The organism is Thioalkalivibrio sp. ALJT (assembly GCF_000381825.1).
Taxonomy (GTDB): domain Bacteria; phylum Pseudomonadota; class Gammaproteobacteria; order Ectothiorhodospirales; family Ectothiorhodospiraceae; genus Thioalkalivibrio.
The window spans coordinates 13949-37750 of sequence record NZ_KB907127.1 but is presented as its reverse complement, the minus strand read 5'-3'; the positions used below and the strand labels follow the sequence as shown (position 1 = coordinate 37750).

Genomic DNA, 23802 nt, shown 5'->3' with positions numbered 1-23802 from the left:
CTGGCCGGCCTCGCCGACGACCGGCATGATAGGAAATCCGGTATCGCAGCAGGGCAACCCGCCGCATGGAACAACCCGCCGCCACATCCGCACCCGCAGACAACGCTGCGGGGCAGCGCTGGCATGCGCTCGACACCGCCGCGTCCCTGCAGCGGCTGGACGCCGACGAACAGGGGCTCGCGACGGCGACCAGCCGACGGCGGCTGCAGCGATTTGGCCTGAACCGGCTGCCCGAACCGGCCCGCAGCGGTCCGATCCGCCGTTTCCTGTTGCAGTTCCACAATGTGCTGATATACGTGCTGATCGCAGCTGCGGCGGGGACCGCATTGCTCCAGCACTGGCTGGATACCGGCGTCATCCTGGGCGTGGTGCTGATCAACGCGATCATCGGCTACATCCAGGAGGGCAAGGCCGAAAAGGCCCTGGACGCGATCCGCCACATGCTCTCGCCGCGAGCCCTGGTGCTGCGCGATGGCCAGCGGCGCAGCCTGCCGGCGGAGGAGCTGGTACCAGGAGACATCGTCTACCTGCAGGCGGGCGACCGGGTACCGGCCGACCTGCGGCTGCTGGCCGCGCACAACCTGCGCATCGACGAGGCCGCGCTGACCGGTGAATCGGTCGCCAGCGACAAACAGACCGAGCCGGTTGAGGCCGACTCCGACCTCGGCGATCGCCGCTCGATGGCCTATTCCGGCACGCTGGTGGCCTTTGGCCAGGGCCACGGGGTGGTAGTCGGCACCGGGGCCGATACCGAAATTGGCCGCATCTCCACCCTGATCAGCGAGGTCGAGACCCTGACCACGCCGCTGCTGCGCCAGATCGCCCAGTTCGGCCGCTGGCTGTCGGTGGCCATCGGTATCCTGGCGGCGGCGACCTTCGCCTTCGGCTACTGGGTGCGCGACTACGATCTGGTGGAGACCTTCCTCGCCGCGGCCAGCCTGGCGGTGGCAGCGATCCCCGAGGGCCTGCCGGCGATCATGACCATCACCCTGGCGATCGGGGTGCAGCGCATGGCCGCCCGCCACGCGATTATCCGCCGCCTGCCGGCGGTGGAGACCCTGGGCGCGGTCACCACCATCTGTTCGGACAAGACCGGCACCCTGACCCGCAACGAGATGACGGTGAAGAGCATCATCACCCCCGAGGCGGAATACGAACTCAGCGGAGTTGGCTACGCACCCGACGGCGACATTACCCGCGACAACCAGGTGGCAGACCCGGACCACGACCCTCACCTGGCCGAAATCCTGCGCGGCCTCCTGCTGTGCAACGACGCCGAGGTCTATCGCAAGGACGATCAATGGACCATGGAGGGCGACCCGACCGAGGGCGCCCTGATCGTCGCGGCCATGAAGGGCGGCCTGGAACCGAAGGTGATCCGCGAGCGCTTTGTACGCGCCGACGTGATCCCCTTCGAGTCGTCCTACAAGTTCATGGCCACCCTGCACCACGCCCCTGAAGGGCATACCACCCTCTTCCTGAAGGGCGCACCGGAGCGCGTGCTGGCCCTTTGCAGCCACCAGCGCACCCGGGACGGGGAAGAACCGCTCGACACCGAACACTGGCAACAGTGGATGGATGGCGTCGCCGGGCGAGGACAGCGCCTGCTCGCGCTCGCCACCCGGCGCCTGGAGGGTCAGCGCAAGGAACTGCAGTTCTCCGATATCGAGGACGGCGGCCTCACCCTGGTCGCGGTGTGCGGGATCATCGACCCGCCGCGCGAAGAAGCTATCAAGGCAGTAGCCCACTGCCAGGAGGCCGGCATCCGGGTGAAGATGATCACCGGCGATCACGGCATCACCGCAAGGGCCATCGCCGACGAACTGGGCATCAACACCGCGGGTGGTGTCGTCGTCGGCCACGAACTGGACGACACCTCCGACGAAGACCTCAAGAAGCTCGTCCAGCGTGTCGACGTATTCGCCCGCACCACGCCGGAGCACAAGCTGCGGCTGGTACGCGCGATTCAGAGCCACGGCGACGTGGTCGCGATGACCGGCGACGGTGTCAACGACACTCCCGCACTCAAACGCGCCGATGTCGGCGTGGCCATGGGCATGAAGGGCACCGAGGCCGCGCGCGAGGCCTCCGCAATGATCCTGGCGGACGACAACTTCGTATCCATCGCCAACGCGGTAGAAGAGGGCCGAACGGTCTATGACAACCTGAAGAAGGCGATCATGTTCCTCCTGCCCAACAACGGAGGACTGGCCTTCACGATCGTCGCCGCGATTCTGCTGGGCCTGACCCTGCCGCTTACACCGGTTCAGGTGCTGTGGGTCAATATGGTCAGTGCCGTCACCCTCGGCCTGGCGCTGGCCTTCGAACCCACCGAACCCGGCACCATGCAACGTCCGCCACGCCCGCCCAACACCCCGATCCTGTCCGGTTTCCTGCTATGGCGGATCGGTTTCGTGTCCACCCTGCTGGTCGCGGGCGCCTTTGGCCACTTCCTGTGGCTGCAGCAGCAGGGGGTAGAGCTCGAATTCGCCCGCACCGTGGCCATCAACACCCTGGTCATGGGACAGCTGTTCTTCATGCTGGCCAGCCGTTCCCTGCTGGCGCCTGCCCTCAGCCGTGCCAGCCTGGCCGCAAGCCGACCGGCCATAATCGCAATCGGGATCCTGATCGTGCTGCAGGGCATGTTCACCTACGCCCCACCGCTGCAGCTGCTGTTCGGCACCACCGCCATCGGGCCGGAGGAATGGCTGCGCATCCTCGCCTTCGGCCTGATCCTGTTCACACTGGTCGAACTCGAAAAGACACTACTGCGCCAGAGCGGCTTCGACCCGCATCGGTAGGAAACGCCCGGGAGGCTACCCATGGCCGCGACAGACACACCCGCAACCCGCTACCCCGTCCCCGATGCCGGCGTTCACCTGCCCCCTGCGCTGCGCCCGATCGGGGCCGCACTGGGCCCCCTGTGCGCGCTCGCCCTCGCCCTGTGCGGGCCAACGGCCCTGGCGGGAGGCGCACCCGAGTCCCGGATTGCCTGGCAGGAGCCGGTCGAGGTTGCGCGCGGCGAGGCCTTTCGAGGGCCCTGGCGCATGAACGCCTCGGATTTTCGCTATGTCGACGATGCCTCGGTGGCGATCAATGACCATGGCGACGCGCTGGTCGTCTGGGCCGACCAGGCGCAGCAGGCCCTGTTCCTGCAGCGCTACGACCGCGACGGCCGGGCGGTCTTCGAGCGACCGACCCGGATCAGTGGTGAACCGGGCACCTTTTCCTGGCTGCCGCGGGTCGCGATCCAACCGGCGCCGGATGACGCCGACGCCTTCGACGTCCACCTGTTGTGGCAGGAGATCCTGTTTACCGGCGGCGACCACGGCGGCGAGATCCTGTACGCCCGCTCCCGCGACGGAGGACGCTCGTTCGGGGAACACCAGAACCTGTCCCGTTCGCGCGACGGTGCCGGCAAGGGCCGTATCACCGCCCAGCGCTGGGACAATGGCAGCCTGGACCTGCTGCTGACGGCCACCGGCGAGGTGGTCGCGGCCTGGACCGAGTACAAGGGTCCGCTGCGTGTCACCTATTCCACGGATCATGGCGCGTCCTTCGCCGAACCCGTGACCATCAACCCGGACGCCGCGGTGCCGGCCCGCGCCCCGGCCCTTGCACAGGCGCCGTCCGGTCGCGTGCTGCTGGCCTGGTCGGAGGGTGACAGCCCGTACGCGGACATCCGGATCGCCCGCTCGGACAACCTGGACGCCGGCTTTTCCGAACCGGCCACCGCGCTGGAGCACCCGGGCCATGCCGACGCCCCGACGCTGGTGGTGGACGCGGACGGCGTCGTTCACCTGGCCTTCGGGGCGATCCCGGCCAACGACCTGGAGGACTACCGACAGCCGCATTTCCGCCGCCTGCATGTCAGTCGCGCAGATGCCGACAGCCTGGACTTTGCAGCGCCTACCCGGCTCGACGCCGAGGACTGGCCGGGCGGCTTCCCGACGCTGACCCGGGACGACCGGTGTCTGTATCTGGTCTGGCAGCGCTATCCCCACCCGACCGATCGGCCCTGGGGCCTGGCATTTACCCACGCGCCGCTGAAGTCCGCGCGGTTCGGGCCTGTCGAGGCGGTCCCGGGCACGCTCGATACCCCCTACAGCGGGGGCCTGCAGGGGCAGCTGAAACGACGCATGGCGGTCAACCGCCACGGGGCGATCGCGATTGCCCAGAGCCGCTTCATCCCGGGAAGCCACAGCGACATCCTGCTGATCCGCGGCCAGATCGAGGAGGACGGATGCCATCCGAACCCTTCTCGCTGATGATCCACGGTGGCGCCGGGCAGATCCGCGAGGCCGGGCATCCACAGACCGCCGGCCGCTACCATGCCGCGCTGCACGCGGTACTGGAGGCCGGTCGCGAGCGGCTGGCGCGGGGCGATACCGCCCTGGATACCGTGGAGTACTGCGCGGCGCGGCTCGAGGACAACCCGCTGTTCAATGCCGGAACCGGGGCCGCCCTGACCCGGGACGGGACCGTGGAACTGGATGCCGCGATCATGGATGGCGCGGCTCTCGCTGCGGGGGCCGTCGCGGCGGTTCGCGGCATTGCCAACCCGGTCCGCCTGGCGCGGGCGATCCTCGACGACGGGGAACACGTGCTGCTGGTCGCGGACGGCGCCGCCAGCTTCGCCCGCGAGATCGGGATGCCGCAGGTGGACGAGGACACCCTGATCATCCCGCAGCGGCGGGAACAGCTGGAGCGCGCCCTGTGCCAGGGCCGGGTCACACTGGATCATGACGAACCCGCGCCCGGGACTATCGGCGCGATCGCGCGCGACCGGCACGGCCATCTGGCCGCGGCCACCTCCACCGGCGGGATGACCGGCCAGCGCCCCGGTCGTGTCGGGGACTCGCCGATCCCGGGTGCCGGCGTCTACGCGGACGACCACAGCGCCGCCGTCTCCGCGACCGGGCATGGCGAGCATTTCCTGCGCAGTGTGTTTGCCCGGGAACTGGCCGACCGTATCGAATATCTAGGGCTGAGCGCCGCCGAGGCCCTGACCGCCAGCCTGCAGCGCCTGCGGGAGCGGCTCGCGGGCTACGGCGGGGCCATCGTGATCGACCACAACGGGCGCTGCGCGGCCGGCACCACCACCCCGCGCATGCTCCACGGCTGGATCGAACACGCGGGCCCGAGCCGGACCCGTATCGAACCGCCGGCCCGTTGACCGGGCCACGCCAGCGGCCCCGGAATCACCCGACGCGCGGGTCGTGAAACGGCGCTCAGTCTCACGCCCCGCGGGGTTCAACCCTGCGCCGCCGCGGCGTTCAAGCGCCGTCCCATGCGGCTGCCCAGCCACACCCCCGCGATCCACAACACCAGAGAGACGGCGACATAGAGCGCGGCCCGGCCCGGATCCCCGGTCTGCACCAGCCACAGACTCTCCAGGCTGAACACCGAGAAGGTCGTGAAACCACCGCAGACACCGGCCAGCATGAAATGACGGAACACCGGGTCGGCCGGGCGGCAGCCGCCCGGCGCGCTGATCACCGCATACAGCCCGATCAGCCACGATCCGGCCACGTTCACGGCCAGCGTATCCCAGGGAAAGCCGGTACCGGCCAGATGCAACCCGGTCCAGGAGACGCCATAGCGCGCCATGCTGCCAAGGGCCGCCCCCAGCGCCACGAACAGCGAGAGGCGTAGCGAATACCCGGTCACGCCGCGCCCCCTGCCAGGCGGCCCAGCGCGTGCCCGATGGCCACCAGCGCCAGCCCCCCGCCCAGGGTCAGCAGGACGTAGACCAACGCCGGGCGCAGGCCGTCCTGCTCCGCGACCCCGACCACCTGCAGGCTGAACGAGGAGACCGTGGTGAAGCTGCCGAGCACCCCCACCACCAGCAGCAGCCAGAGCCAGGAGGTCCACGCCGGCCCCGAGGCCCAGCCCAGCGCCAGCCCGATCAGCAGCGCACCGGAGGCATTCACCGCCAGCGTCCCCCACGGGAAGCGGCCGCCCCCGGTGCGGTTGTCGATCCACTGCGACAGCCAGAAGCGCGCCAGCCCCCCCAGCGCACCCCCGGCTCCCACCAGCAACAGGCCCTCCCACCACGCGATCATGGCGCCATTGTCAGCGGCACTGGCAAAGCTGTCGAGCAATGAAGCCCTACGGTCACCGAAACGCAGCTCTGACGTCTGTTCGAGCACGATCAGGCGAACCCCTGAGGGTGCGTTGGCATTGACTTCCCAACCACCCTGACCATCCGAATGCTCGGGAGCCACGCTTGAAAGGCTGTTACCCAGTCTCGTTCTCGACCAACGTGTCGACAAGCTGAAGGGCCTGCCCACCAATGGAACGGCCCTTCTGATTCCCGACGTCGCGCTAATTATGTGACATCACCACATCAACCCGAACAACACGCCCAGGCCCCTTCAAAACCGGAATACATATTCACATTACCGGAAAGTCATTGCCAATTCCGAAATTCTCTGGCGCGTCCGCTCTAAACTCTGAGATTCCATAGCCGCTGCTTGTGGATTCCAACCCTCACGAACAAAGCGGCACATAAGCGCGTTGTACCCGAGCCCTTGCTTCGGACCACTTCCATGATCAACAACAATCTCCCTTTTCATCCAACCCGGAGAATATCGGAAAATCAAATTCAACATTGCCTGCTTGGGATCATCAAGGCCTTCCGTGTGACGTGGAACCATACTTTCGGGAACACCCGAAAACTCGGAAAACCCGCGCCGGTCGGCCATTACCCAAGCTTCAATTTCTCTAACCACGATCCGAAAAACAAGACCATCCGGCTGAATTACTCCCCGGAACCACTCGCGGGCAAACGCCGGGGCGCATGGTTTTCTATCAAGGTCAGTCAAAACCAATACCGGACACCTATTCGACAAACCGATGAACTCAGGAAACCGCTTTTTTAGCCATCCCGAGCCTCCAGTATTTGCCAATTCAGTAACTACAAACCTATCGCCACCAAAATCCTTCACCAGCCGACCGGCTACCGCTGAGCTCAGCGCGTCCTCCGTAGCAGTAAAAAGTGCAGTCACCCCCAAAGCTCCAGCTGCTCAATACCCTTCGGCCGCGTCTTGGGCAATACTACCTCAGCAACGCTCAGACCCGCGTCCAATGCCTGCTTCTCATCGTCTTCCACCGGACGCATCACCGTTCCTTCTCGCCCGGGCTCCAGGACTGCGATGCCTCTATAATCAATGCCTGGATTGTTAAGAAGAGCCTGGCTGTGTGTGCTAATCAGAACCTGCCGCTTACCCTTCCGTCCACGCTGAATACGATCGATCATGACAGGTATTTGCTCAACTACACCTTGATGCAGAGACAGTTCGGGCTCCTCCAGAAGCAGCAAGCCATTACCATCTTGCAAAGACCACAAAAGACCAATCAGTCGCAAGGTCCCATCAGACAAATGCTCTTCGCGCTGCCACCCAGCATTTGGGCGATGATGCTCATACAGAGCCTCAAGATGCGGATGACCCATTTGATCTTTAAGGAAGCGTAGTTCCTTAAACTGAGGAACTGCAACACTAAGCGCCTTGCCAATTCGTCTAAGGCGAGCGCTTCTGGCTTTGGCCTGGGTCTTCGCTAACCTTTCCAAGAACCCCTGTCCGAAAGGATCATCCTCCAGTTGATAACCGCCAATCCGCTCACCATATTTCAAGAGTTGCGGAACCAAATGGAGATAAGTAATATCCGAAAACACATCGACCAACTCGCGGAATTCTCGATTGGCCATGGTTTGTTCGATGTATGTCTCGGTAAGCTGAAGATTATCATTGCGCTCTTCCGGCTTTGGCCGCTTCAGGATACAGACGCCATCACGCCAAACTTGCTCATCAGTAACCAAAGTCCTTTGCAATCCCTTACCTTCAGACTTGAAACCAAGCACATAACGCCAAGAGGGGGTGTGTTGATCGAAATTCTCGGCGAGAGATACATCGATATGCACCTCGGGATCCCTGCGATGGTGCAGGCAGCGCACCTTCCTGACGCCCCCCCGGTCTTTCAGCGCCTTTTGCAGACCACCTCCGTCGGCCTTGCATATATCACGCAGGAATCGAAAGGCATCCAGCAGATTCGATTTTCCAGAAGCGTTTGGACCGATAACGTAGGAGATTCGGCCGAGATCCATTTCAGCATGCGGAAAATTTCTCCAGTTTTTTAACTTAAGTTTTGTAATTACCATGATGCGCCTCAATCCAGTGAGATTACTGCCAGCGAGTAATGAACTTCGAAGTGGAGCCTGCTGGCTCCAGGTTCCCGCACCCCGACATACAGCTGACCTGTGAGGGATATCGACTGGTTTCTGCGGGCGCTCTTCTTCGGATTGTCAGTGAGCGGTTTCGTGTGCATTGGTACTCGTAGAGCCAGGCCCTCTTGACGTTATCGATCGCCTTGGCCGTCTCGACATCGAAGGTATAGGCGAAGAAGACCAACAACTTCGATAATGGGTACGGGGCGCCGAAGGCAAGGGTATCGTCTATTATCCGCCTCAGCCGGGCAAAGCCCGTCACCGAAGGTATTGACTATGCCAACACGACTTTTGATGGCACGCTTCTCGCCGTGGCGTTCGGAAAGCACCTGAACTGGGTCATTGCCCCGCGAGAGTCGCGACTGATCGGTTCTTGGTTCGGTTTTTGTCGGACCTGGGCTGTTGTGTCCAGCCGCCCGTCCGGCTGATCCAGCATCAGATCCGGGGCAGGATCGCCCCCTTCCAACCCCTCCTCCGGCTTCAGGCCCGCTTCGGCTTCAGCGATCGACATTTGCATATAAACGGAACTGCCACGCCCGCGACCCTTGCCGAAAATGTGTCGCTGCGTCAACTCGGCAAGGGCTTGCTCGTAGATGCCGCCGGGAACCTTGCCCACTTCGGTGGACAACTGCCGATGTTTTCCGATACATCCCACTCTGCCGCCATCCGCAGCCACGCGGTGAACGGTCTGCCGGCAGAACTCCGCAACGCTGGACTTCATGGTTTTCCAGTCCTTCAATTGGGAGGACAGCACAGCCATAGGCCTGCCCCTTTCCTGACTGGCGACGAGGGTACCCTGCCTGCAACGTTCACGCATGGCGATCAGACACGGGAAGCCACAAGTATGGGGTCATGCGCTTCCCGGCGGCCGGGATGGTAAAGTGCGGGCCCAGAAAGGGCCGTTAGTGGCCCGCCCCTCATTCAAACCGCATTGGTCGCAGGAGCATCATGGCGCAGTACATCTTTACGATGAACGGCGTGGGCAAGGTCGTCCCGCCGAAGAAGTACATCCTCAAGGACATCAACCTGAACTTCTTCCCGGGTGCCAAGATCGGCGTGCTGGGCTACAACGGTGCAGGGAAATCCACCCTGTTGCGCATCATGGCGGGCGTGGACACCGAGATCGTCGGCGAGGCGCGGCCACAGCCGGGCATCAACATCGGCTACCTGCCGCAGGAGCCGCAGCTCGACGAGAGCAAGGACGTGCGCGGCAATGTCGAGGAGGCCGTGGCCCCGATCAAGGAGGCGCTGGCCGAGTTGGATCAGGTGTATGCCGCCTATGCCGAGGCCGATGCCGACTTCGACGCCCTGGCCGCCAAGCAGGGCGAGCTGGAGGCGAAGATCGAGGCCGCCGACGGCCACAACCTCGAGCGCAAGCTGGAGGTCGCCGCGGACGCCCTGCGCCTGCCGCCGTGGGATGCCGACGTGAAGACCCTGTCCGGGGGTGAACGCCGCCGTGTGGCCCTGTGCCGCCTGCTGCTGTCCAGCCCCGACATGCTGATCCTCGACGAGCCGACCAACCACCTGGACGCCGAGTCCGTGGCCTGGCTGGAGCGCTTCCTGCAGGAGTTCCAGGGCACCGTCGTCGCGGTCACCCATGACCGCTACTTCCTCGACAACGTGGCCGGCTGGATCCTCGAGCTGGACCGCGGCCAGGGCATCCCGTTCCAGGGCAACTACTCGCAGTGGCTGGAGCAGAAGGAAAAGCGCCTGAAGCAGGAAGAAAAGGCCGAGGCAGCCCGCGTGAAGGCGATGGAATCCGAGCTCGAGTGGGTGCGTTCCAACCCGAAGGGCCGGGGCGCCAAGAGCAAGGCCCGCCTGAAGCGCTTCGAGGAGATCGCCTCCAGCGACTACCAGAAGCGCTCCGAGACCAAGGAGATCTACATCCCGCCGGGCCCGCGCCTGGGCGACAAGGTGCTGGAGGTGGAGAACCTGTCCAAGCACTTTGGCGACCGCGTGCTCTACCAGGGCCTGTCGTTCTCCGTGCCGCGCGGTGCACTGATCGGTGTGATCGGCCCGAACGGCGTCGGCAAGACCACGCTGTTCCGCATGATCGCCGGGCAGGACCAGCCGGACGACGGCTCGATCGAGCTGGGCGAGACCGTGCAACTGGCCTACGTGGACCAGAGCCGCGATGCGCTGCAGGACGAGAAGACCGTCTGGGAGGAAATCTCCAACGGCCAGGACATCATCCAGGTCGGCAACTTCCAGATGCCGTCACGCGCCTACGTCGGCCGCTTCAACTTCAAGGGCACCGACCAGCAGAAGCGCATGAAGGAACTCTCCGGCGGGGAACGCAACCGCGTGCATCTCGCCAAGCTGCTGCAAAGCGGCGGCAACTTCCTGCTGCTCGACGAACCGACCAACGATCTGGACGTGGAGACCCTGCGCGCGCTGGAAGAGGCCCTGCTGGACTTCCCCGGCTCCGCGATCGTGATCTCGCATGACCGCTGGTTCCTCGACCGCATCGCCACCCACATCCTCGCGTTCGAGGAAGATGGCAACGTGGTGTTCTTCGACGGCAACTACCAGGAATACGAGGAAGACCGCCACAAGCGCCTGGGCGCCGCGGCCGACCAGCCACACCGGGTCAAGTACAAGCGTCTCGCCTCCTGATCTGCCCCCCCCCCCCCCCGAAGGCCCGGCACTGCCGGGCCTTCGACTTTCTGTGCCCCGAACGAAGAAGGGCCGGGCGGAATCCCGCCCGGCCCTTCCGGGTTCTCGCTATGCCCCAGCCGGCCTATGCCGTGGGCATCATCGAGGAGTGGTGGTGGACGATCTTCCACGCGCCGTCGCGGTTTTCGTAGACGAAGGTATAGCGAGCCGGAACCTCCTTGGTCTCGCCGCCATCGGTCACCCGGAAGGTGTACGTGCCGGCATCGGTCAGCTTGTTGCAGCCGAGTTTCACGTTCCGCGAATTGATGGTGCCGAAGGGCTTCTTCTCCAGGAAATGTTCGAAGTAATCCTGGATCTCGGCGTGAGAGGTGCGCGGGACATTCGAGACCGTCGGCAGCAGCACGGCGTCCTCGGCATAGAGTGCAGTTACGCGATATGCATCGCCAGTCTGCAGGGCATCGTTCCAGGCATCGAACAGTTCCTCCGCCAGGCGGCGGGTAGCCGGGGCACAGACCACGCAGCTCTCGTTGACCGGGGTATCAATGGCGCCGAAATTCGGGTCGCCGCCAGTACCGGTGACCGGGTGATACGGGTCACGGTGCGATGCGCTCAGGCTCAGGCGCGAACGCGGGGCCTCATCGGCGTCGATGAACTGGGTACCACTGATACGGGTGCGGGTCTGCGTGCTCACTGCGTGTCTCCGACAACGGCCCCTCAGGGCCGGATAGATGCTGAATTGTACGGCCCCGTCCGGGCCCTGTCATGCAAGGAAGCGGGGCGTCAGGCGGCCTGCGCCTTGAACGCGGCCAGCATGTCTTCCACCTGGGCGCGCAGGCGCGCCTCGTCCTGGATCGCAAAATCGAGGAAGGTCTGTGCCACCACCGACAGGACCTTCTTTTTCGGGTAGACGATGTGCCACTGCCGGTGGATCGGAAAGTGCTCGACATCGAGCAGCGTGACCGGACCATCGGCGCCTTCCGCACTGAGGGTATGCAGGGACAGCACGGCAATACCCAGCCCCCCGATCACCGCATGCTTGATCGCCTCGTTGGACCCGAGCTCCATGCGCACTGGCGGGTTGATGCCCTGCTCCTCGAACAGCCGCAGGGTCGACTCGCGGATGCCGGAGCCCGGTTCGCGCATCAGGAAGGTTTCCCCCTCCAGTTCCCTGAGCGGGATGTTGCGGCGTCCGGCCAGCGGGTGGTCGCGATTGGCCATCACCACCAGCGGGTTCGGCGCGAACGGGTGCACCGCGACATCGGTCAGGCGCTCCGGCACGTGACCGATGATGTAGAGATCGTCGTCATTATTGGCCAGCCGCTCCAGCACCCGGTCGAAGTTGCTGACCTCCAGCGACAGTTCCACATCCGGATAGCGCCGCGCGAACTGCCCCAGGATGCTGGGCGCGAAATACTGGGCCGTGGTGATGACCGCCAGGCGCAGCCGGCCGCGCTTGAGGCCGTGCATTTCCGCCAGCTTCATCTCCAGGTTAGTGAGCGCCCCCAGCATCTCGCGGCAGGTGTCATACAGCAGCAGCCCCACCTCGGTCGGGAAGGCCTTGCGTCCGACATATTCGAACAGCGGCAGACCCAGCGCCGTAGTCAATTTCTTGATCTGGATCGAGACCGTGGGCTGGGTCAGATGCAGCTCCTCCGCCGCGCGGGTAAAGCTGCCCAGACGCACAATCGCCTCGAACACCTGTAACTGCCGCAGAGTCGCGTGCCGGATCAAGTGCGCCGGCAGCTCCGACTTCAGCATTACCTGCGGGAGACTGCCATCCTTGCCCGAACCCTGGCTGCCCACCCTCGCCTCCTGCAGATGCTACCGGGTCAACCCGGCGTACAGCATCGGCAGCTTTTCCGGCAACCGCTCGATCTGGTCCAGCACCATAAAGTGCTGTGCGCCGAAGATCCGCTCGACGTATTCATCCGCATTCGGGTCCAGACTGATACAGAAGGTATAGACCCCGTTGCGCCCCACCTCTTCCACTGCCCGCTTCGCATCCTGGCGCAGGTACTGGGGGTCACGTACATCGGTATCCGCCGGTTCGCCGTCCGTGATGATCAGCAGCAGCTTCTTCTGGGTACCCTGCTGCTCCAGCAAGTGACCGGCGTGGCGAACCGCCGTGCCCATGCGCGTGGACAGCTGCCCCTGCATACCGGCCAGGCGCGCCTTGGCATTATCGTCATACGGGGCATCGAAGTCCTTGAAGCGGTAGTACTCCACATCATGGCGCCCGTCGGAGGCAAAGCCATGGATCGCGAACGGATCGCCAATACGCGAGATCGCGCCTCCCAGCAACGCGGTCGCCTCCCGTGCCAGCTGGACCACGCTGGTCTCGGTGCCCCGCACCATCTCGTTGGTCGATTCCGACAGATCGAGCAGCACCAGGACCGAGAGATCGCGTACCTGGCGGACATTGCGCACGTAGATCCGCTCGTCCGGCTGACGCCGCATACGCAGGTCGAGCTGCGCGTCGACCAGGGCGTTCACGTCCAGCTCGTCGCCTTCGGCCTGTTTGCGCAGGCGCTGCACGCCCTGCGGCTGCATCGCCTCAATCAGGAATTTCAGACGGGCGATCAGCGGCTTGTGTTTCTCGTTAATGGCCTCGATCGCGGCCACGTCGCCCTTCTTCGGCCGCCGTTCCAGGAGCGTCGTCCAGTGCGGCCGCTCCAGCTGCATCTGGTAGTCCCACTCGTGATAGTGATACGGCAGCGAGAGGGGTTCCTTGCCCTCCTGCTGATTGATGCTCTCCTCCTCGCCGTCGCGGAACCACTCCGTCGCCAGCACCATGATCTGCTGGGCATCGTCCCCGGCGAACTCCACATCCAGCGTATTGATCATCTCCATCGGCGTGACGTAGAAGCGCTCCTGTTTGCTGCCGTGCGCCGCCAGCACCTCCAAGTCTTCCTCCTCGCGGCCGAACGCCCAGATGTAACGGTTATCATCCCGATACAGGATCTCCGGCGCCACCTGGCGCGGGTTCATGTAACCCCTCTCCGGAAACTCCGGACCCAGCTGCGCCGCCAGCTCGCCAGCCAGCCCCGATACCTCCAGGTCCTCGACCGCCGCGAATGCAGCCCGCGCTTGGCGCACGAAGGGATGATCGTCGGCATAGTCCGGGTCCAGCAGCGCCCGCGCGGTCCGCGCCAGTATGGCCTGCGGGCCTTCGCCATCACTCGCCGTGGCCGTGTGCAGCGGAGTCCAGAGATGGCGCAAACCGGGGAATGCGCGTACCGCCAGAGCCTCCACGCGCGCATCCTCGAACAGTTCGGTCAGGATGCCGGTCACGCCCCGCGGCGCCTCCTCCGGCTGCATCTCGCGCGTGTGCACCACATGCGCCGCCGCGTGTGCGGCGGCCGCCCGGTACAGGTCCAGCCCGGTCAGGCCCTCCCAGTCGTCGAAGGCATCCGGCAGGAACATCGTGAAGCCTTCGATATAGGGCCGGTAGCCCTCGCGCGATTCGAAGTCGCCGCTGGTCGGGCGCATGAAGAAATCTCGCGCCCACAGGGAGCGCAGATAGAGGTTGATGCGCCGCTGCACATCCACGAACAATGTGCCGCGGCGTTCCTTCTGGAACACCGACTGCGATTCCGGCGACTGCAGCCCGAAGTACGCAACCTGCGCTTCCAGATCCGTCCGGTGGGCCTGCGCGCCCCAGGATGCCCAGCGCCGCAGCCCCCCCAGAGTCAGCTGCGACAACAGTTCGTCCAGGTGCTCCAGCATCGGCCGCACCCCGCGCGGGGCCTGACCCAGCAGATGATCCACCAGGCGCAGGTAACCACCGAACAGCGTGGCATCGCCCAGCCGCCGCGCCGCGACCGGGCTGGTCGAGATCAACAGGGTGATCACTGCCGCCGAGGTCTTGGAATACATCTTGACCGCGGAGCTGACCAGGTCGGCGACCGCATCCTCACCCAGTTCATGGGCCAGATCGGGCGTCTCCTGGATGAACGCGACCACCATCTCGGTCCCGCGCCCGAGGGCATGCAGGCTGCGGGCCCCTTCCAGGTAGTAGCGTTTCAGGCCGCCCGCGCTGAATGCCCGCGAGGCCTCCTGCCACGACGCCTCCAGCACCTCGGCGGCGTGGTCTCCCAGGTCCGCGAGGAGGTCCTGGTAGTCCTCCAGATGAACGCTCATGGGTGCGCCGGCGGTACGGGCTAGAAGAAGGTCGTGACGGCGGAATCGAGCGCGTCGCGCATATCCGGATCGTCCGTGATCGGGCGCACCAGCGCCATGCGGCACGCGGCCAGCGGCTCCACTCGTTTGGCAATCAGCGAGGCGGCATACACCAGCATGCGGGTCGAGATGCCCTCATCCAGCCCGTGCCCCTTGAGGTTGCGCGCGCGCTCGGCGACGCTCACCAGCTTGCCCGCCATTTCCTCGGACACACCGCCTTCGTGCGCCACAATGCGCGTTTCCGTCTCGTGGTCCGGATAATTGAAATCCAGCGCGCCGAAGCGCTGCTTGGTGGATTCCTTCAAGTCCTTCATCAGGCTCTGATAGCCGGGGTTGTAGGAGATCACCACCTGGAAATCCGGATGGGCCTCAACCATCTCCCCCTTTTTCTCCAGTGGCAGCACGCGCCGGTTATCTGTCAGCGGGTGGATCACCACCGTAGTGTCCTGACGCGCCTCGACGATCTCATCCAGATAGCAGATCGCTCCGTGGCGGGCGGCCAGCGTCAGCGGACCGTCCTGCCAGCGCGTACCGTTGGCATCGAGCAGGTAACGCCCGACGAGATCGGAGGCCGTCATGTCCTCGTTACAGGCTACCGTTATCAGAGGCTTGCCCAGCTTCCATGCCATATGCTCCACGAAACGCGTCTTGCCACATCCGGTCGGGCCCTTGAGCATCATCGGCATACGCACCGAATAAGCCGCCTCATACAGCTCGACCTCGTCCGCGGTCGGCTGGTAGTACGGCTCCTCGGTGATCATGTGATCGCGCAGATCATCCTGCATGATTCGACTCCTCAATCAGAAAGGCCGGGGCAAGCCCCGGCCGATGGCGCGAGCCTCAGTCCGGCCAGATCCGTTCCGGATGCAGGTCGGAGCCCTTGCCTTTCGACCTCCCGGCCCCGCCGCTCCCGGACGCACCACCCGTGCTCCCGCCACCCGCCGTGTCCTTGCGGGCCTTGCTACGCGTAGTCCCCGGGCGTTTGCCCACAGGTGCCTTCTTCTCCGTCGTACCCGGCTTGGTCGCCGCCGCCTTGGTGCTGGGCGCCGCGCGGCTGGCGCTACTCGCCGGCTCCTGACTGCTATCCTTTTGCGCCGCGGTTGTCCCGGGCTTTTCCTGCGCCCCGTCCTGATTCTCGCGAGCACTGCGCACGCCAGCTGCCAGTTTGTCCTGCAGATTACTCATTGCGACACCTCCTCGATGATGGCTTCGATCTCGGCCGCTGCCGCCGCGCCCGGTTTGCCCAGGTCATAGACGGAACAGCCTTCCAGCGCGGCCCGCCGGTAGATGGCCCGGCGCCTCAGGGTCTGCTCCAGAGCCGGGATCTCGATCTCCATCAGTGCATGTTTCATCGCCCGCGACAGCGCACTGCGGACCTCGAGCTGATTGACCACAATAAAGGGGCGCAGATCCGGGTTGCGCATCCGCGCCTCCTCCAGACCGCGCCCCATGCGTACACTGCCCCAGAGATCGACGGGCGACGGCAACACCGGAATCAGGACTTCATCCGAGCCCGCCAGGGCCCCGTTCACCGCGCCTCCCTCCAGCGTCGGCGGACAATCGACCACGATGTTTTCGTAGTCCTTGCGCAGTGCCTTCAACTCCCGGTCCAGCGGACCCGCCACCGCGAAAACCGACGTCGCGAACGGGCGCGCTTCCGATGCCATCCGCGCCCACTGACCGGCCGAACCCTGGGGATCCGCATCCACCACCAGCGTGCGACCACGACGCGCCAGCCCGGCCGCAAGGTTCATGGTCAGGGTGGTCTTGCCGGTACCCCCTTTCTGGTTCACGACCGAGATTACCCTAGAAGACACGCCAGTCCCTCCTGCCGATGAGCGCCGGCATCGTCGCCCTCGGAATCAACAACGCCCGGGCCTCACCCTGTGGTGGCCTCCGCCAGACGATCGACCTCCACCGCAAAGTTCTTGTCGGCCTCACCGAGCTGCTCGCCATCGCGGGCATCGATGGTGATATTCACGTACGTGGTTCCAAAGCTGATATTCGGATGGTACCCGTCCTGCTCCGAGAGTTCGGCCACGCGATCCAGAAACTGCCGCGTAATGCCGTAACGCTCGAAGGTGAACTGCTTGCTCATGGATGCCGAGGTCCCCTTGCCGGGTTCCCACCCGGCCGGGACCACGAGGTCGGTATCCGCCATTGCCAACTCCATTCGTGTTGCTGCGCCCGGCCGTCAGGCCGGGTGCCCCTGGGCATCGATCTCGCGCACATGCTCCAGCTCATCCGCCAGGATGCTCTCGAACAGCACGGCGTCATCCTGCGCACCCACTCGCCGGCAATAGACCGCCGCCTCGTCATACAGACGAACCGCCTCCATCTCCAGCTCGCGATTATGCGCCATCAATTCGGCCATGGAGCGCCCCAGGCGCACGGGCGCCAGCTGTGAGCCGTTCGGTGCAACGCCGTAGTGGAACATGCGGGTCATGAAACGATCCGCATGGTCCAGTTCTTCCTGTGCATCCCGCCGCAGGCAGTCACTGATATCGGTCATGCCCCACAGCGCGGTCAACCGCGCCTGGGCCAGGTACTGCTGAACTGCCGACAGCTCATGCGCTACCGCGCGGTTCAGATACCCCACGATCCGTGCATCGGACATGGACGTTGCCTCAGCTGGCCGAACCGGTCGCGCTCGGAGAGGTCGGCAGGATGCCTTCCACCTCGGAGTGCACGCGCGCAATGATATGTGCAGCCACCAGGCCGTCACCCACGCGCTCGCAGGAATCCGCACCCGCACGCACGGCGGCGTTCACGGCGCCGGTTTCACCACGGACCAGCACGGTCACGTAGCCGCCACCCACGAACTGACGCCCGATCAGGCGCACTTCGGAGGCCTTGGTCATCGCATCGGCGGCTTCAATCGCCGGCACCAGACCACGGGTCTCGATCATGCCGAGGGCCACACCAAAGTTTTCGCTAGCCATTACTCAACTCCTATCAAGCGTTACTGATGAATTACTTTTCGACCTGCTCGGGCAGGATGCTTTCCACTTCGGAATGCACACGGGCAATGATGTGTGCAGCCACCAGGCCGTCGCCCACGCGCTCGCAGGAATCCGCACCCGCACGCACGGCGGCGTTCACGGCACCGGTTTCACCACGGACCAGCACGGTCACGTAGCCGCCACCCACGAACTGACGCCCGATCAGGCGCACTTCGGAGGCCTTGGTCATCGCATCGGCGGCTTCAATCGCCGGCACCAGACCACGGGTCTCGATCATGCCGAGGGCCACACCAAAGTTTTCGCTAGCCATTACTCAACTCCTATCAAGCGTTACTGATGAATTACTTTTCGACCTGCTCGGGCAGGATGCTTTCCACTTCGGAATGCACACGGGCGATGATGTGCGCAGCCACCAGGCCGTCGCCCACGCGCTCGCAGGAATCCGCACCCGCACGCACGGCGGCGTTCACGGCGCCGGTTTCACCACGGACCAGCACGGTCACGTAGCCACCACCGACGAACTGACGACCAATCAGGCGCACTTCAGAGGCCTTGGTCATCGCATCGGCGGCTTCAATCGCCGGCACCAGACCACGGGTCTCGATCATGCCCAGCGCCACACCAAAACGTTCAGTTGCCATTGTCTTTTCTCCTGGATATACAGTTTTTCAAAAAATGACGCTCACGCCGCCTTGGGGGAACCAGCAGAGCGCTGTGCATCGGTCTGGTCTCGTCCAGCCTCGTCCTTAGACCCTTCCGTCTTCTTTCCACCATCGTCCCAGTGGTCGATGATGCCGCCGATCGTCAGATCGGTCAGAATGCTGTTGTCGTCCAGCGCGTGACGCGCGGCCGACCCGCTAATCGTGAACACCCAGTTGCCAGGATGCGCCCCCACGGTATCCACCGCGACATTGCGCGCACCCTTCTGGTCTACCAGCACGCGCAGTGACATGCTCTTCAGCCCGTCTACACGACGAGTGACGACCAGTTCATCCTGCACCTGCATGATCTCCATCGGGCTACTGCTCCTCCCAGTAATCGATAATGCCCACAATCGTCGCATCACTGGGGTAAGACTTGTCGCCGGCTGCCTCGCGCGCCGCCGAACTCCCCACCACGATCACCCAGTCACCGGGTACGCAACCGACCGCATCCACCGCTACCGTCCGCGGCCCGCCGGCCTTTTCCTGGACCACCAGCAGCGGCCGGTGCCCCAGATCGCGGATGCGGTTGGTCGAAACCAGCGTCTTTTCAACCCTGCAGATCTTCATTCCCGTTCCCGTGTACTTACGCAGCCAGCGTCTCGAGCCGGCTGCCGCTACGTTTGTCGCGGATCACCATGTGGCAGCCGATAAGGCCCTTTTCCGCGAGATCCCGATAGCGGTCCATGATCGTGTTCCGGATGCGACGGCAGCGCGCCTCCGCCCGGTCCCGCGATCCCGGCACCTTGCGGTCATAGCGGTAATGGACCACCACCGGCACCGGCAGACCGCGCTCGACATTCAGTTTCCGAAAAATCTTGTTGACCCCGACATCCATGCCCTCGGAGCCTTCTTCCATCGTTTCCAGGTGCGCAAAGTAGGCGAAGTTGCGCACCTGCATCTCCTCGATCTCCTGCCCCACGATGATCACGCGTTCGCGATGACCCACGTCCGCGTAATGCCCTCCGTGGTAACGCGCGACGTAATCGAGCTGCGAGATATTGTTCAGCAACAGCCGCGAGATCAGTCGCAGCATTCCTTCATGAGGCGCGCCATTGCCGCGTCCCCACCCCTGCTGGTGGATCGCCTCCTGGATCGTCTGATACACCCGCAGCGATGCCGTCTGTTCGTCCAGGCCCTGCGTTGCACGGTACACGTCTGCGCTGTCCACGAACCGGTACAAGCTCATCCGCGTGTCGGCATCCGGAATGTGGATCTTGATCGCATCCGTGTCCGTATCCACGCCGATCAGCAACGTATCCACCGACGCGCCACAGCAGTAGGTGTTCTCGATTGCCTGCCGAAATGCGCGCAGTTGATGCAGGGCCCCGTCCGCGGCATCGCGTTCATTGCTGCCGTGTGCCGTACAGCCCTGATGCGTCGGATCCGCACTGCTGTAGTGATACGCAGCAATCTTCAGGTACCGGCTGGGCACATCCGCGGTCGTCGGTCGCCCCTCGCGGAAGCGCAGCAACTCGCGCTTGGTCCAGTGACGCACGTCTTCCTCGATATCGAACTGTGCACCCGCATAACTGCGCACCCGCACTGCCAGGTCGGGCAGCCGCAGAATGAACCGCCGCAGCCCCAGCAGGCGCCCGTCGGAACATGGCGAGATATCCACTTCGTGGAAATCGCAGTCGAGGAAATACGCAATCGCGCTCTCCGCCTCCGCGATCAGATCATCACGACCCGCCCAGTACTCATTGACCACCTGATCAAACAGCTCGAAGGTCCCGTGCAGGTACAACTCGCGCGTATCGAGGTCATTGATCCAGGCGTCCTCCAGTGCCTTCTCCGGCAGCCGATAGCCCAGACGCTGCTCCACAACGGCCTGCGCGCGTTGCTCGAAATCCACCTCGTGCTGCAGCGAATGCACCTCCTTCAGGACCGGCACCAGCTCCGAAAAACGATCCCGGAAGCCCTGTTCGAACGCATGCAGGCGTTCGTTCGCGGCCACGTCCGCCAGTGCATGGCCAGGCAGCAGGTCACGCCCACGATGGGCCGCGCCCGACCCACCGGCCGCCCGCGGCGCAAGCGCCGGGGCCGGCTGCGGAGCCGTTACTGCGGCAACCGCAGCGGACTTGCTCGCAGCGAGCGCCCGGGCTTTCGCGAAACGCGAACCCAGGGCGTTGCTTTTGCGACGACCGCGCACCATGGCGTTCAGGACCTTTCCGCCCTTACCCGCGGGCGCCGCCGGACAGCGTCACCAGCGACCCGGCGTCACTGTTTCCGGAAGAACCCGTGATCTTGCTCGGGGGGACGTCCTTGCGCTCGAGCTCGCGATTGAGATAAGCACTACGCCCTTCTCCGCGCGGATTGCCTTTCTGCGTCGCGTTACGTCGCGTCGAGAAGCCCTCGGTCCCGGTAATACGATCGCCACGCTGCCAGTCATCACCGGTGATGGAGACCCCGTTGCTGCTTCCGTTTACGGTCACGCGTTCGGCCCCGAGCTTCGGTTGCTCCTCCACCGCGGCGGCGGCCACTGCCGGCTCCCCGCGGTTATAGCGAAACTCTTCGGTACCCGAGACCAGACCCATGGCTTTGTTGATCGAGCCCGTAACGCTGCCGCTACTGCCGTAGGCCGTTCCGGTGACCCGTTCCCGGCGTTCGGCCGCGGCCCGCGCCGGCGTGTTCACGCTGAAGCCCGCGTTCGGCATCGGCCGCTCGGCCACCGGCGGCACCACCGGAGCGGCGACGTCCTGCATGCCTTCCGGGCGCAGTCGCGGGTGCAGACTGCCCGCCGCACTGCTGCAGCTCTGCGCGAACTCGTTGGCTCCCACATAGGGGGCACCCGAGACATCCTGGCAAGCACCACGCTCGGTCCCGGTCACGCGCTGGTCATAGCCCGGCTGGCTACCGGAGACCGGGTGCGCCGGCGTCGAGTGACGCTCCGCGACCCGCGTATCGGCTACTGCAGCCTCACGCGGCTCGCAGAACTGCTCGTACTGGTCAGGGCCGACGTAGGCCGTGCCGCTGACCGGCTTGCAGGCACCGTATTCATCGCCGGTGACGCGGGCAGAACGGCCCACCGCGGTGCCGGACACCGCCTGCTGGTTCCAGGTACGGCCAACGGTCACCTTTTCCGGGGCGGCCTCGGGTCGGCTGCCACCGCAGAACGCATCATAGTGTTCCGAGCCGGCATATTCGGTCCCGGTGATCGGCTTGCAGCCGCCATATTCATCGCCGGTCACGCGGATCGAGCTTTCCACCCGGGTCCCGGACACTTCGCGGCCACGCAGGGTGTGCATCACGCCCACCTTCGCAACCCCGCGCCCACCCGGCTGCTCGCACAGACCACCGAAATCGGACTGGTTGTAGTACGGCGTGCCGGTCAGCGAAGCGCAGGACCCGGATTCGTCACCCGTAACCCGGGCGCTACGGCCAACAGCGGTGCCGGTTACGCTCTGGTCTTCCAGTGTGTGCGATTCCTGCACCTTGGCGGGTGCCGGTTCCGGGCGTGTACCGCAGAAGCCCTGGAACTGTTCCTGACCCAGATATTCGGTTCCTGTCACGGGCTTGCAGCTCCCATATTCATCACCGGTCACGTGCACGGAGCGCCCGACTTCGGTACCGGTCAGTTCACGACCGCGAAGGGTGTGCATGACGCCGACCTTCATCGGCGCTCCGCTCGGCTTTCCCGTGTTGCAGGGCACCTCGCTCGCCGCGGTATTCAGATACTCGGTGCCAGTCACATCGCGGCAGGAGCCGGATTCATCTCCGGTCACCTTGGGGCTGCGCCCCACGGAAGTGCCGGAAATACCCTCGCCCTCACGCGTCACCATGACACTGGTGCGGGCCGGTGCGGCCTGTGGCCGCGTACCACAGAAGCCTTCGTACTGTTCGCTACTGAGGTATTCAGTGCCCGTGACCGCCTCGCAGGCGCCACGTTCGTCACCGGTCACACGGGTGGAGCGACCCACTTCGGTACCGCTAACGGCCTGCCCACTCGTCGTATGGGAGGTCCCGACCTTGGGCGCATTCGCCGCCGGGCGGGTATCGCAGTAGCGCTCGTAGTGTTCGGCCCCGAGGTACTCGGTACCGGTGATGGCCGAACAACTGCCGGCTTCGGTGCCCGTTACGCTCTGCGTACGTTCGACCTGGGTCCCGCTCACGTGACTGCCGGCCAGCGTAGTGCCCTCTTCAACCTTGGGCGGGGCATCACCATCCCCCGAACGGACACGGCCGCAGGGCCGACCGGGCTCGGAGGAGCCGCGCCCCAGCTTGCACAGTTCCTCCCGGCGCTGGCGGGCGACCTCACGGGTCGACATGCCCTTGCGCTTGGCGGCCTTCCAGGCGCCTTCCTGTGGCAGCGTGCCGCGCGCCTGGCCACCCTTGAAACGACGGCGCATGGCCCGCTTGCCATTGTGCGCCAGGGCCTCGCGGCGGGCCATGCAGATGGCACGCACCTCGGAAATCATCGGATGCGGGCCGGCGGCCTCGCCCCCGGACTCGACCTTGTCGCACAGCTGATCGAGATCGGTCGCGACCGTGGTCGACTCGGACCCCGCCGCGCTGACCGGATCGGCATCCGCCTTTTCGCCATTGCAACCGCAACCACAACCCTTGCCGGAATCGGACGGCACCGATTCCTGCCCCTTGAGGCGGTCTTCCCGGCGCGGTTCGGGCGCCATCGCCTTCTTGCCGTCAGTGGCAAGCGCCTGGCGCCGCAGACGGCAGATCTCGCGACCGCTCATGTGCGAGCAGTCGACTTCCACGTTCTGCGACTGAGCCAAGGCCTCGAGTTGACGCGAACGGTCGGCGCCCGCACGCGCCATGCCGCCGGCGACTCGCGCCCGGGTATTGGTACGGCCGACGGCTTTCTTGCCCTGGCGCGCCATTTTACGGCGCCGCTCAAGGGCCGCCTGACGGCCGTTGGAGGCACCCGCGTGCGCGCCCGGCTCGGGCCGACGCTCGGGGGTGGAGTCCCGGGTCTCGACGGAGACCGGGGACGACGATTCGCTGATGTGCTGCTCCGGCTCCCGCGTCTGGGGCTCCGGTGCGGGATTCGGCTTCGCCTGGCGCGCGTCCCGCGCAGCCTCGGCGGAGCGGCGGCTCCCCTTGGTTTGGCCGGTCGACTTCACGGCAGCCTTGCCATTGTGAGACATGGCCTTGCGCC

General features: G+C 64.9%; 24 protein-coding genes. 4 read left to right on the top strand and 20 right to left on the bottom strand.

The features are described from left to right. Positions 1-65: 65 nt before the first annotated feature. Genes G332_RS0108850 through G332_RS0108840 form a run of 3 tightly spaced genes read left to right on the top strand, consistent with a single transcriptional unit; the run spans position 66 to position 5176 of the window. Positions 66-2801: a cation-transporting P-type ATPase gene (locus G332_RS0108850; protein WP_019626637.1), complete on the top strand. Its 2736-nt coding sequence runs from the start codon at positions 66-68 to the stop codon at positions 2799-2801. A 21-nt stretch (positions 2802-2822) separates the two neighbouring features. Continuing rightward, entirely contained in the window at positions 2823-4268 is a 1446-nt protein-coding gene (locus G332_RS0108845) for a sialidase family protein (RefSeq protein WP_081619790.1), read from the top strand. Further along, positions 4244-5176: an isoaspartyl peptidase/L-asparaginase family protein gene (locus G332_RS0108840; protein ID WP_019626636.1), complete on the top strand. Its 933-nt coding sequence runs from the start codon at positions 4244-4246 to the stop codon at positions 5174-5176. The genes G332_RS0108845 and G332_RS0108840 overlap by 25 nt, the downstream gene beginning before the upstream one ends. Positions 5177-5253: 77 nt before the next feature. On the opposite strand, the gene crcB (G332_RS0108835) is transcribed toward G332_RS0108840, so the two are convergent. The 5 genes from crcB (G332_RS0108835) to G332_RS0108815 form a co-directional block, all read right to left on the bottom strand. Continuing rightward, positions 5254-5670, bottom strand: coding sequence for a fluoride efflux transporter CrcB (crcB, locus tag G332_RS0108835; RefSeq protein WP_019626635.1), 417 nt, complete (start codon positions 5668-5670; stop codon positions 5254-5256). Beyond that, positions 5667-6065, bottom strand: a complete 399-nt coding sequence (gene crcB, locus G332_RS0108830; RefSeq protein WP_051080544.1) for a fluoride efflux transporter CrcB — start codon at positions 6063-6065, stop codon at positions 5667-5669. The genes crcB (G332_RS0108835) and crcB (G332_RS0108830) overlap by 4 nt, the downstream gene beginning before the upstream one ends. 336 nt (positions 6066-6401) lie before the next feature. Further along, complete coding sequence (locus G332_RS13525; protein WP_156000803.1) at positions 6402-7010, bottom strand: hypothetical protein; 609 nt, start codon at positions 7008-7010, stop codon at positions 6402-6404. Then, on the bottom strand, positions 7007-8161 hold the full coding sequence (locus G332_RS13310) for an AAA family ATPase (protein ID WP_081619789.1): 1155 nt from the start codon (positions 8159-8161) through the stop codon (positions 7007-7009). The genes G332_RS13525 and G332_RS13310 overlap by 4 nt, the downstream gene beginning before the upstream one ends. Before the next feature lie 340 nt (positions 8162-8501). Then, the gene (locus G332_RS0108815) at positions 8502-8987 is read right to left on the bottom strand and encodes a hypothetical protein (protein WP_019626631.1); all 486 of its coding nucleotides are present in this window, start codon (positions 8985-8987) and stop codon (positions 8502-8504) included. Between the two features lie 188 nt (positions 8988-9175). Here G332_RS0108815 and ettA point away from each other — a divergent pair, with 188 nt between their 5' ends. Beyond that, positions 9176-10843: an energy-dependent translational throttle protein EttA gene (gene ettA, locus G332_RS0108810; RefSeq protein WP_019626630.1), complete on the top strand. Its 1668-nt coding sequence runs from the start codon at positions 9176-9178 to the stop codon at positions 10841-10843. A gap of 124 nt (positions 10844-10967) precedes the next feature. On the opposite strand, the gene G332_RS0108805 is transcribed toward ettA, so the two are convergent. The 15 genes from G332_RS0108805 to G332_RS0108735 all read right to left on the bottom strand — a co-directional run bounded on the left by G332_RS0108805 (position 10968) and on the right by G332_RS0108735 (position 23791). Then, the gene (locus G332_RS0108805; RefSeq protein ID WP_019626629.1) at positions 10968-11534 is read right to left on the bottom strand and encodes an SgcJ/EcaC family oxidoreductase; all 567 of its coding nucleotides are present in this window, start codon (positions 11532-11534) and stop codon (positions 10968-10970) included. Between the two features lie 89 nt (positions 11535-11623). Then, positions 11624-12601, bottom strand: a complete 978-nt coding sequence (locus G332_RS0108800; RefSeq protein ID WP_026340733.1) for a LysR family transcriptional regulator — start codon at positions 12599-12601, stop codon at positions 11624-11626. Between the two features lie 63 nt (positions 12602-12664). Then, positions 12665-14983, bottom strand: a complete 2319-nt coding sequence (locus G332_RS0108795) for a nitric oxide reductase activation protein NorD (protein ID WP_019626627.1) — start codon at positions 14981-14983, stop codon at positions 12665-12667. A gap of 20 nt (positions 14984-15003) precedes the next feature. Continuing rightward, a complete protein-coding gene (locus tag G332_RS0108790) occupies positions 15004-15807 on the bottom strand; it encodes a CbbQ/NirQ/NorQ/GpvN family protein (RefSeq protein WP_019626626.1) in 804 nt (267 codons plus the stop codon). Positions 15808-15862: 55 nt separating this feature from the next. Beyond that, complete coding sequence (locus tag G332_RS0108785; RefSeq protein ID WP_019626625.1) at positions 15863-16207, bottom strand: hypothetical protein; 345 nt, start codon at positions 16205-16207, stop codon at positions 15863-15865. Continuing rightward, complete coding sequence (parA, locus tag G332_RS0108780; protein WP_026340732.1) at positions 16204-16839, bottom strand: ParA family partition ATPase; 636 nt, start codon at positions 16837-16839, stop codon at positions 16204-16206. The genes G332_RS0108785 and parA overlap by 4 nt, the downstream gene beginning before the upstream one ends. 62 nt (positions 16840-16901) lie before the next feature. Beyond that, entirely contained in the window at positions 16902-17183 is a 282-nt protein-coding gene (locus G332_RS0108775) for a 4a-hydroxytetrahydrobiopterin dehydratase (RefSeq protein WP_019626623.1), read from the bottom strand. Between the two features lie 33 nt (positions 17184-17216). Then, complete coding sequence (locus G332_RS0108770) at positions 17217-17639, bottom strand: bacterioferritin (RefSeq protein WP_019626622.1); 423 nt, start codon at positions 17637-17639, stop codon at positions 17217-17219. A gap of 10 nt (positions 17640-17649) precedes the next feature. Then, a complete protein-coding gene (locus G332_RS0108765) occupies positions 17650-17964 on the bottom strand; it encodes a BMC domain-containing protein (protein ID WP_019626621.1) in 315 nt (104 codons plus the stop codon). A gap of 31 nt (positions 17965-17995) precedes the next feature. Further along, complete coding sequence (locus G332_RS0108760; protein WP_019626620.1) at positions 17996-18295, bottom strand: BMC domain-containing protein; 300 nt, start codon at positions 18293-18295, stop codon at positions 17996-17998. Between the two features lie 31 nt (positions 18296-18326). Beyond that, positions 18327-18626 carry a BMC domain-containing protein gene (locus G332_RS0108755; protein ID WP_012982275.1) on the bottom strand — a complete coding sequence of 100 codons (300 nt, stop codon included), beginning with the start codon at positions 18624-18626 and terminating at the stop codon, positions 18327-18329. Positions 18627-18667: 41 nt separating this feature from the next. After that, positions 18668-19000, bottom strand: coding sequence for a carboxysome peptide B (locus tag G332_RS0108750; RefSeq protein ID WP_019626619.1), 333 nt, complete (start codon positions 18998-19000; stop codon positions 18668-18670). Between the two features lie 4 nt (positions 19001-19004). Next, positions 19005-19256 (bottom strand): carboxysome peptide A, encoded by a 252-nt coding sequence (locus G332_RS0108745; RefSeq protein WP_018872026.1) that lies wholly within the window; start codon positions 19254-19256, stop codon positions 19005-19007. Between the two features lie 16 nt (positions 19257-19272). After that, positions 19273-20841, bottom strand: coding sequence for a carboxysome shell carbonic anhydrase (locus tag G332_RS0108740; RefSeq protein WP_019626618.1), 1569 nt, complete (start codon positions 20839-20841; stop codon positions 19273-19275). Positions 20842-20863: 22 nt separating this feature from the next. Beyond that, the gene (locus tag G332_RS0108735; RefSeq protein WP_019626617.1) at positions 20864-23791 is read right to left on the bottom strand and encodes a CsoS2 family carboxysome shell protein; all 2928 of its coding nucleotides are present in this window, start codon (positions 23789-23791) and stop codon (positions 20864-20866) included. Positions 23792-23802 lie beyond the last annotated feature (11 nt).

Coding starts and splice junctions, on each gene's coding strand:
- G332_RS0108850 (WP_019626637.1), top strand. CDS start 66: ATGGAACAACCCGCCGCCACATCCGCACCCGCAGACAACGCTGCGGGG.
- G332_RS0108845 (WP_081619790.1), top strand. CDS start 2,823: ATGGCCGCGACAGACACACCCGCAACCCGCTACCCCGTCCCCGATGCC.
- G332_RS0108840 (WP_019626636.1), top strand. CDS start 4,244: ATGCCATCCGAACCCTTCTCGCTGATGATCCACGGTGGCGCCGGGCAG.
- crcB (WP_051080544.1), bottom strand. CDS start 6,065: ATGATCGCGTGGTGGGAGGGCCTGTTGCTGGTGGGAGCCGGGGGTGCG.
- G332_RS13310 (WP_081619789.1), bottom strand. CDS start 8,161: ATGGTAATTACAAAACTTAAGTTAAAAAACTGGAGAAATTTTCCGCAT.
- G332_RS0108815 (WP_019626631.1), bottom strand. CDS start 8,987: ATGGCTGTGCTGTCCTCCCAATTGAAGGACTGGAAAACCATGAAGTCC.
- ettA (WP_019626630.1), top strand. CDS start 9,176: ATGGCGCAGTACATCTTTACGATGAACGGCGTGGGCAAGGTCGTCCCG.
- G332_RS0108800 (WP_026340733.1), bottom strand. CDS start 12,601: ATGCTGAAGTCGGAGCTGCCGGCGCACTTGATCCGGCACGCGACTCTG.
- G332_RS0108795 (WP_019626627.1), bottom strand. CDS start 14,983: ATGAGCGTTCATCTGGAGGACTACCAGGACCTCCTCGCGGACCTGGGA.
- G332_RS0108790 (WP_019626626.1), bottom strand. CDS start 15,807: ATGCAGGATGATCTGCGCGATCACATGATCACCGAGGAGCCGTACTAC.
- G332_RS0108785 (WP_019626625.1), bottom strand. CDS start 16,207: ATGAGTAATCTGCAGGACAAACTGGCAGCTGGCGTGCGCAGTGCTCGC.
- G332_RS0108775 (WP_019626623.1), bottom strand. CDS start 17,183: ATGGCGGATACCGACCTCGTGGTCCCGGCCGGGTGGGAACCCGGCAAG.
- G332_RS0108770 (WP_019626622.1), bottom strand. CDS start 17,639: ATGTCCGATGCACGGATCGTGGGGTATCTGAACCGCGCGGTAGCGCAT.
- G332_RS0108765 (WP_019626621.1), bottom strand. CDS start 17,964: ATGGCTAGCGAAAACTTTGGTGTGGCCCTCGGCATGATCGAGACCCGT.
- G332_RS0108760 (WP_019626620.1), bottom strand. CDS start 18,295: ATGGCTAGCGAAAACTTTGGTGTGGCCCTCGGCATGATCGAGACCCGT.
- G332_RS0108755 (WP_012982275.1), bottom strand. CDS start 18,626: ATGGCAACTGAACGTTTTGGTGTGGCGCTGGGCATGATCGAGACCCGT.
- G332_RS0108750 (WP_019626619.1), bottom strand. CDS start 19,000: ATGGAGATCATGCAGGTGCAGGATGAACTGGTCGTCACTCGTCGTGTA.
- G332_RS0108745 (WP_018872026.1), bottom strand. CDS start 19,256: ATGAAGATCTGCAGGGTTGAAAAGACGCTGGTTTCGACCAACCGCATC.
- G332_RS0108740 (WP_019626618.1), bottom strand. CDS start 20,841: ATGGTGCGCGGTCGTCGCAAAAGCAACGCCCTGGGTTCGCGTTTCGCG.
- G332_RS0108735 (WP_019626617.1), bottom strand. CDS start 23,791: ATGTCTCACAATGGCAAGGCTGCCGTGAAGTCGACCGGCCAAACCAAG.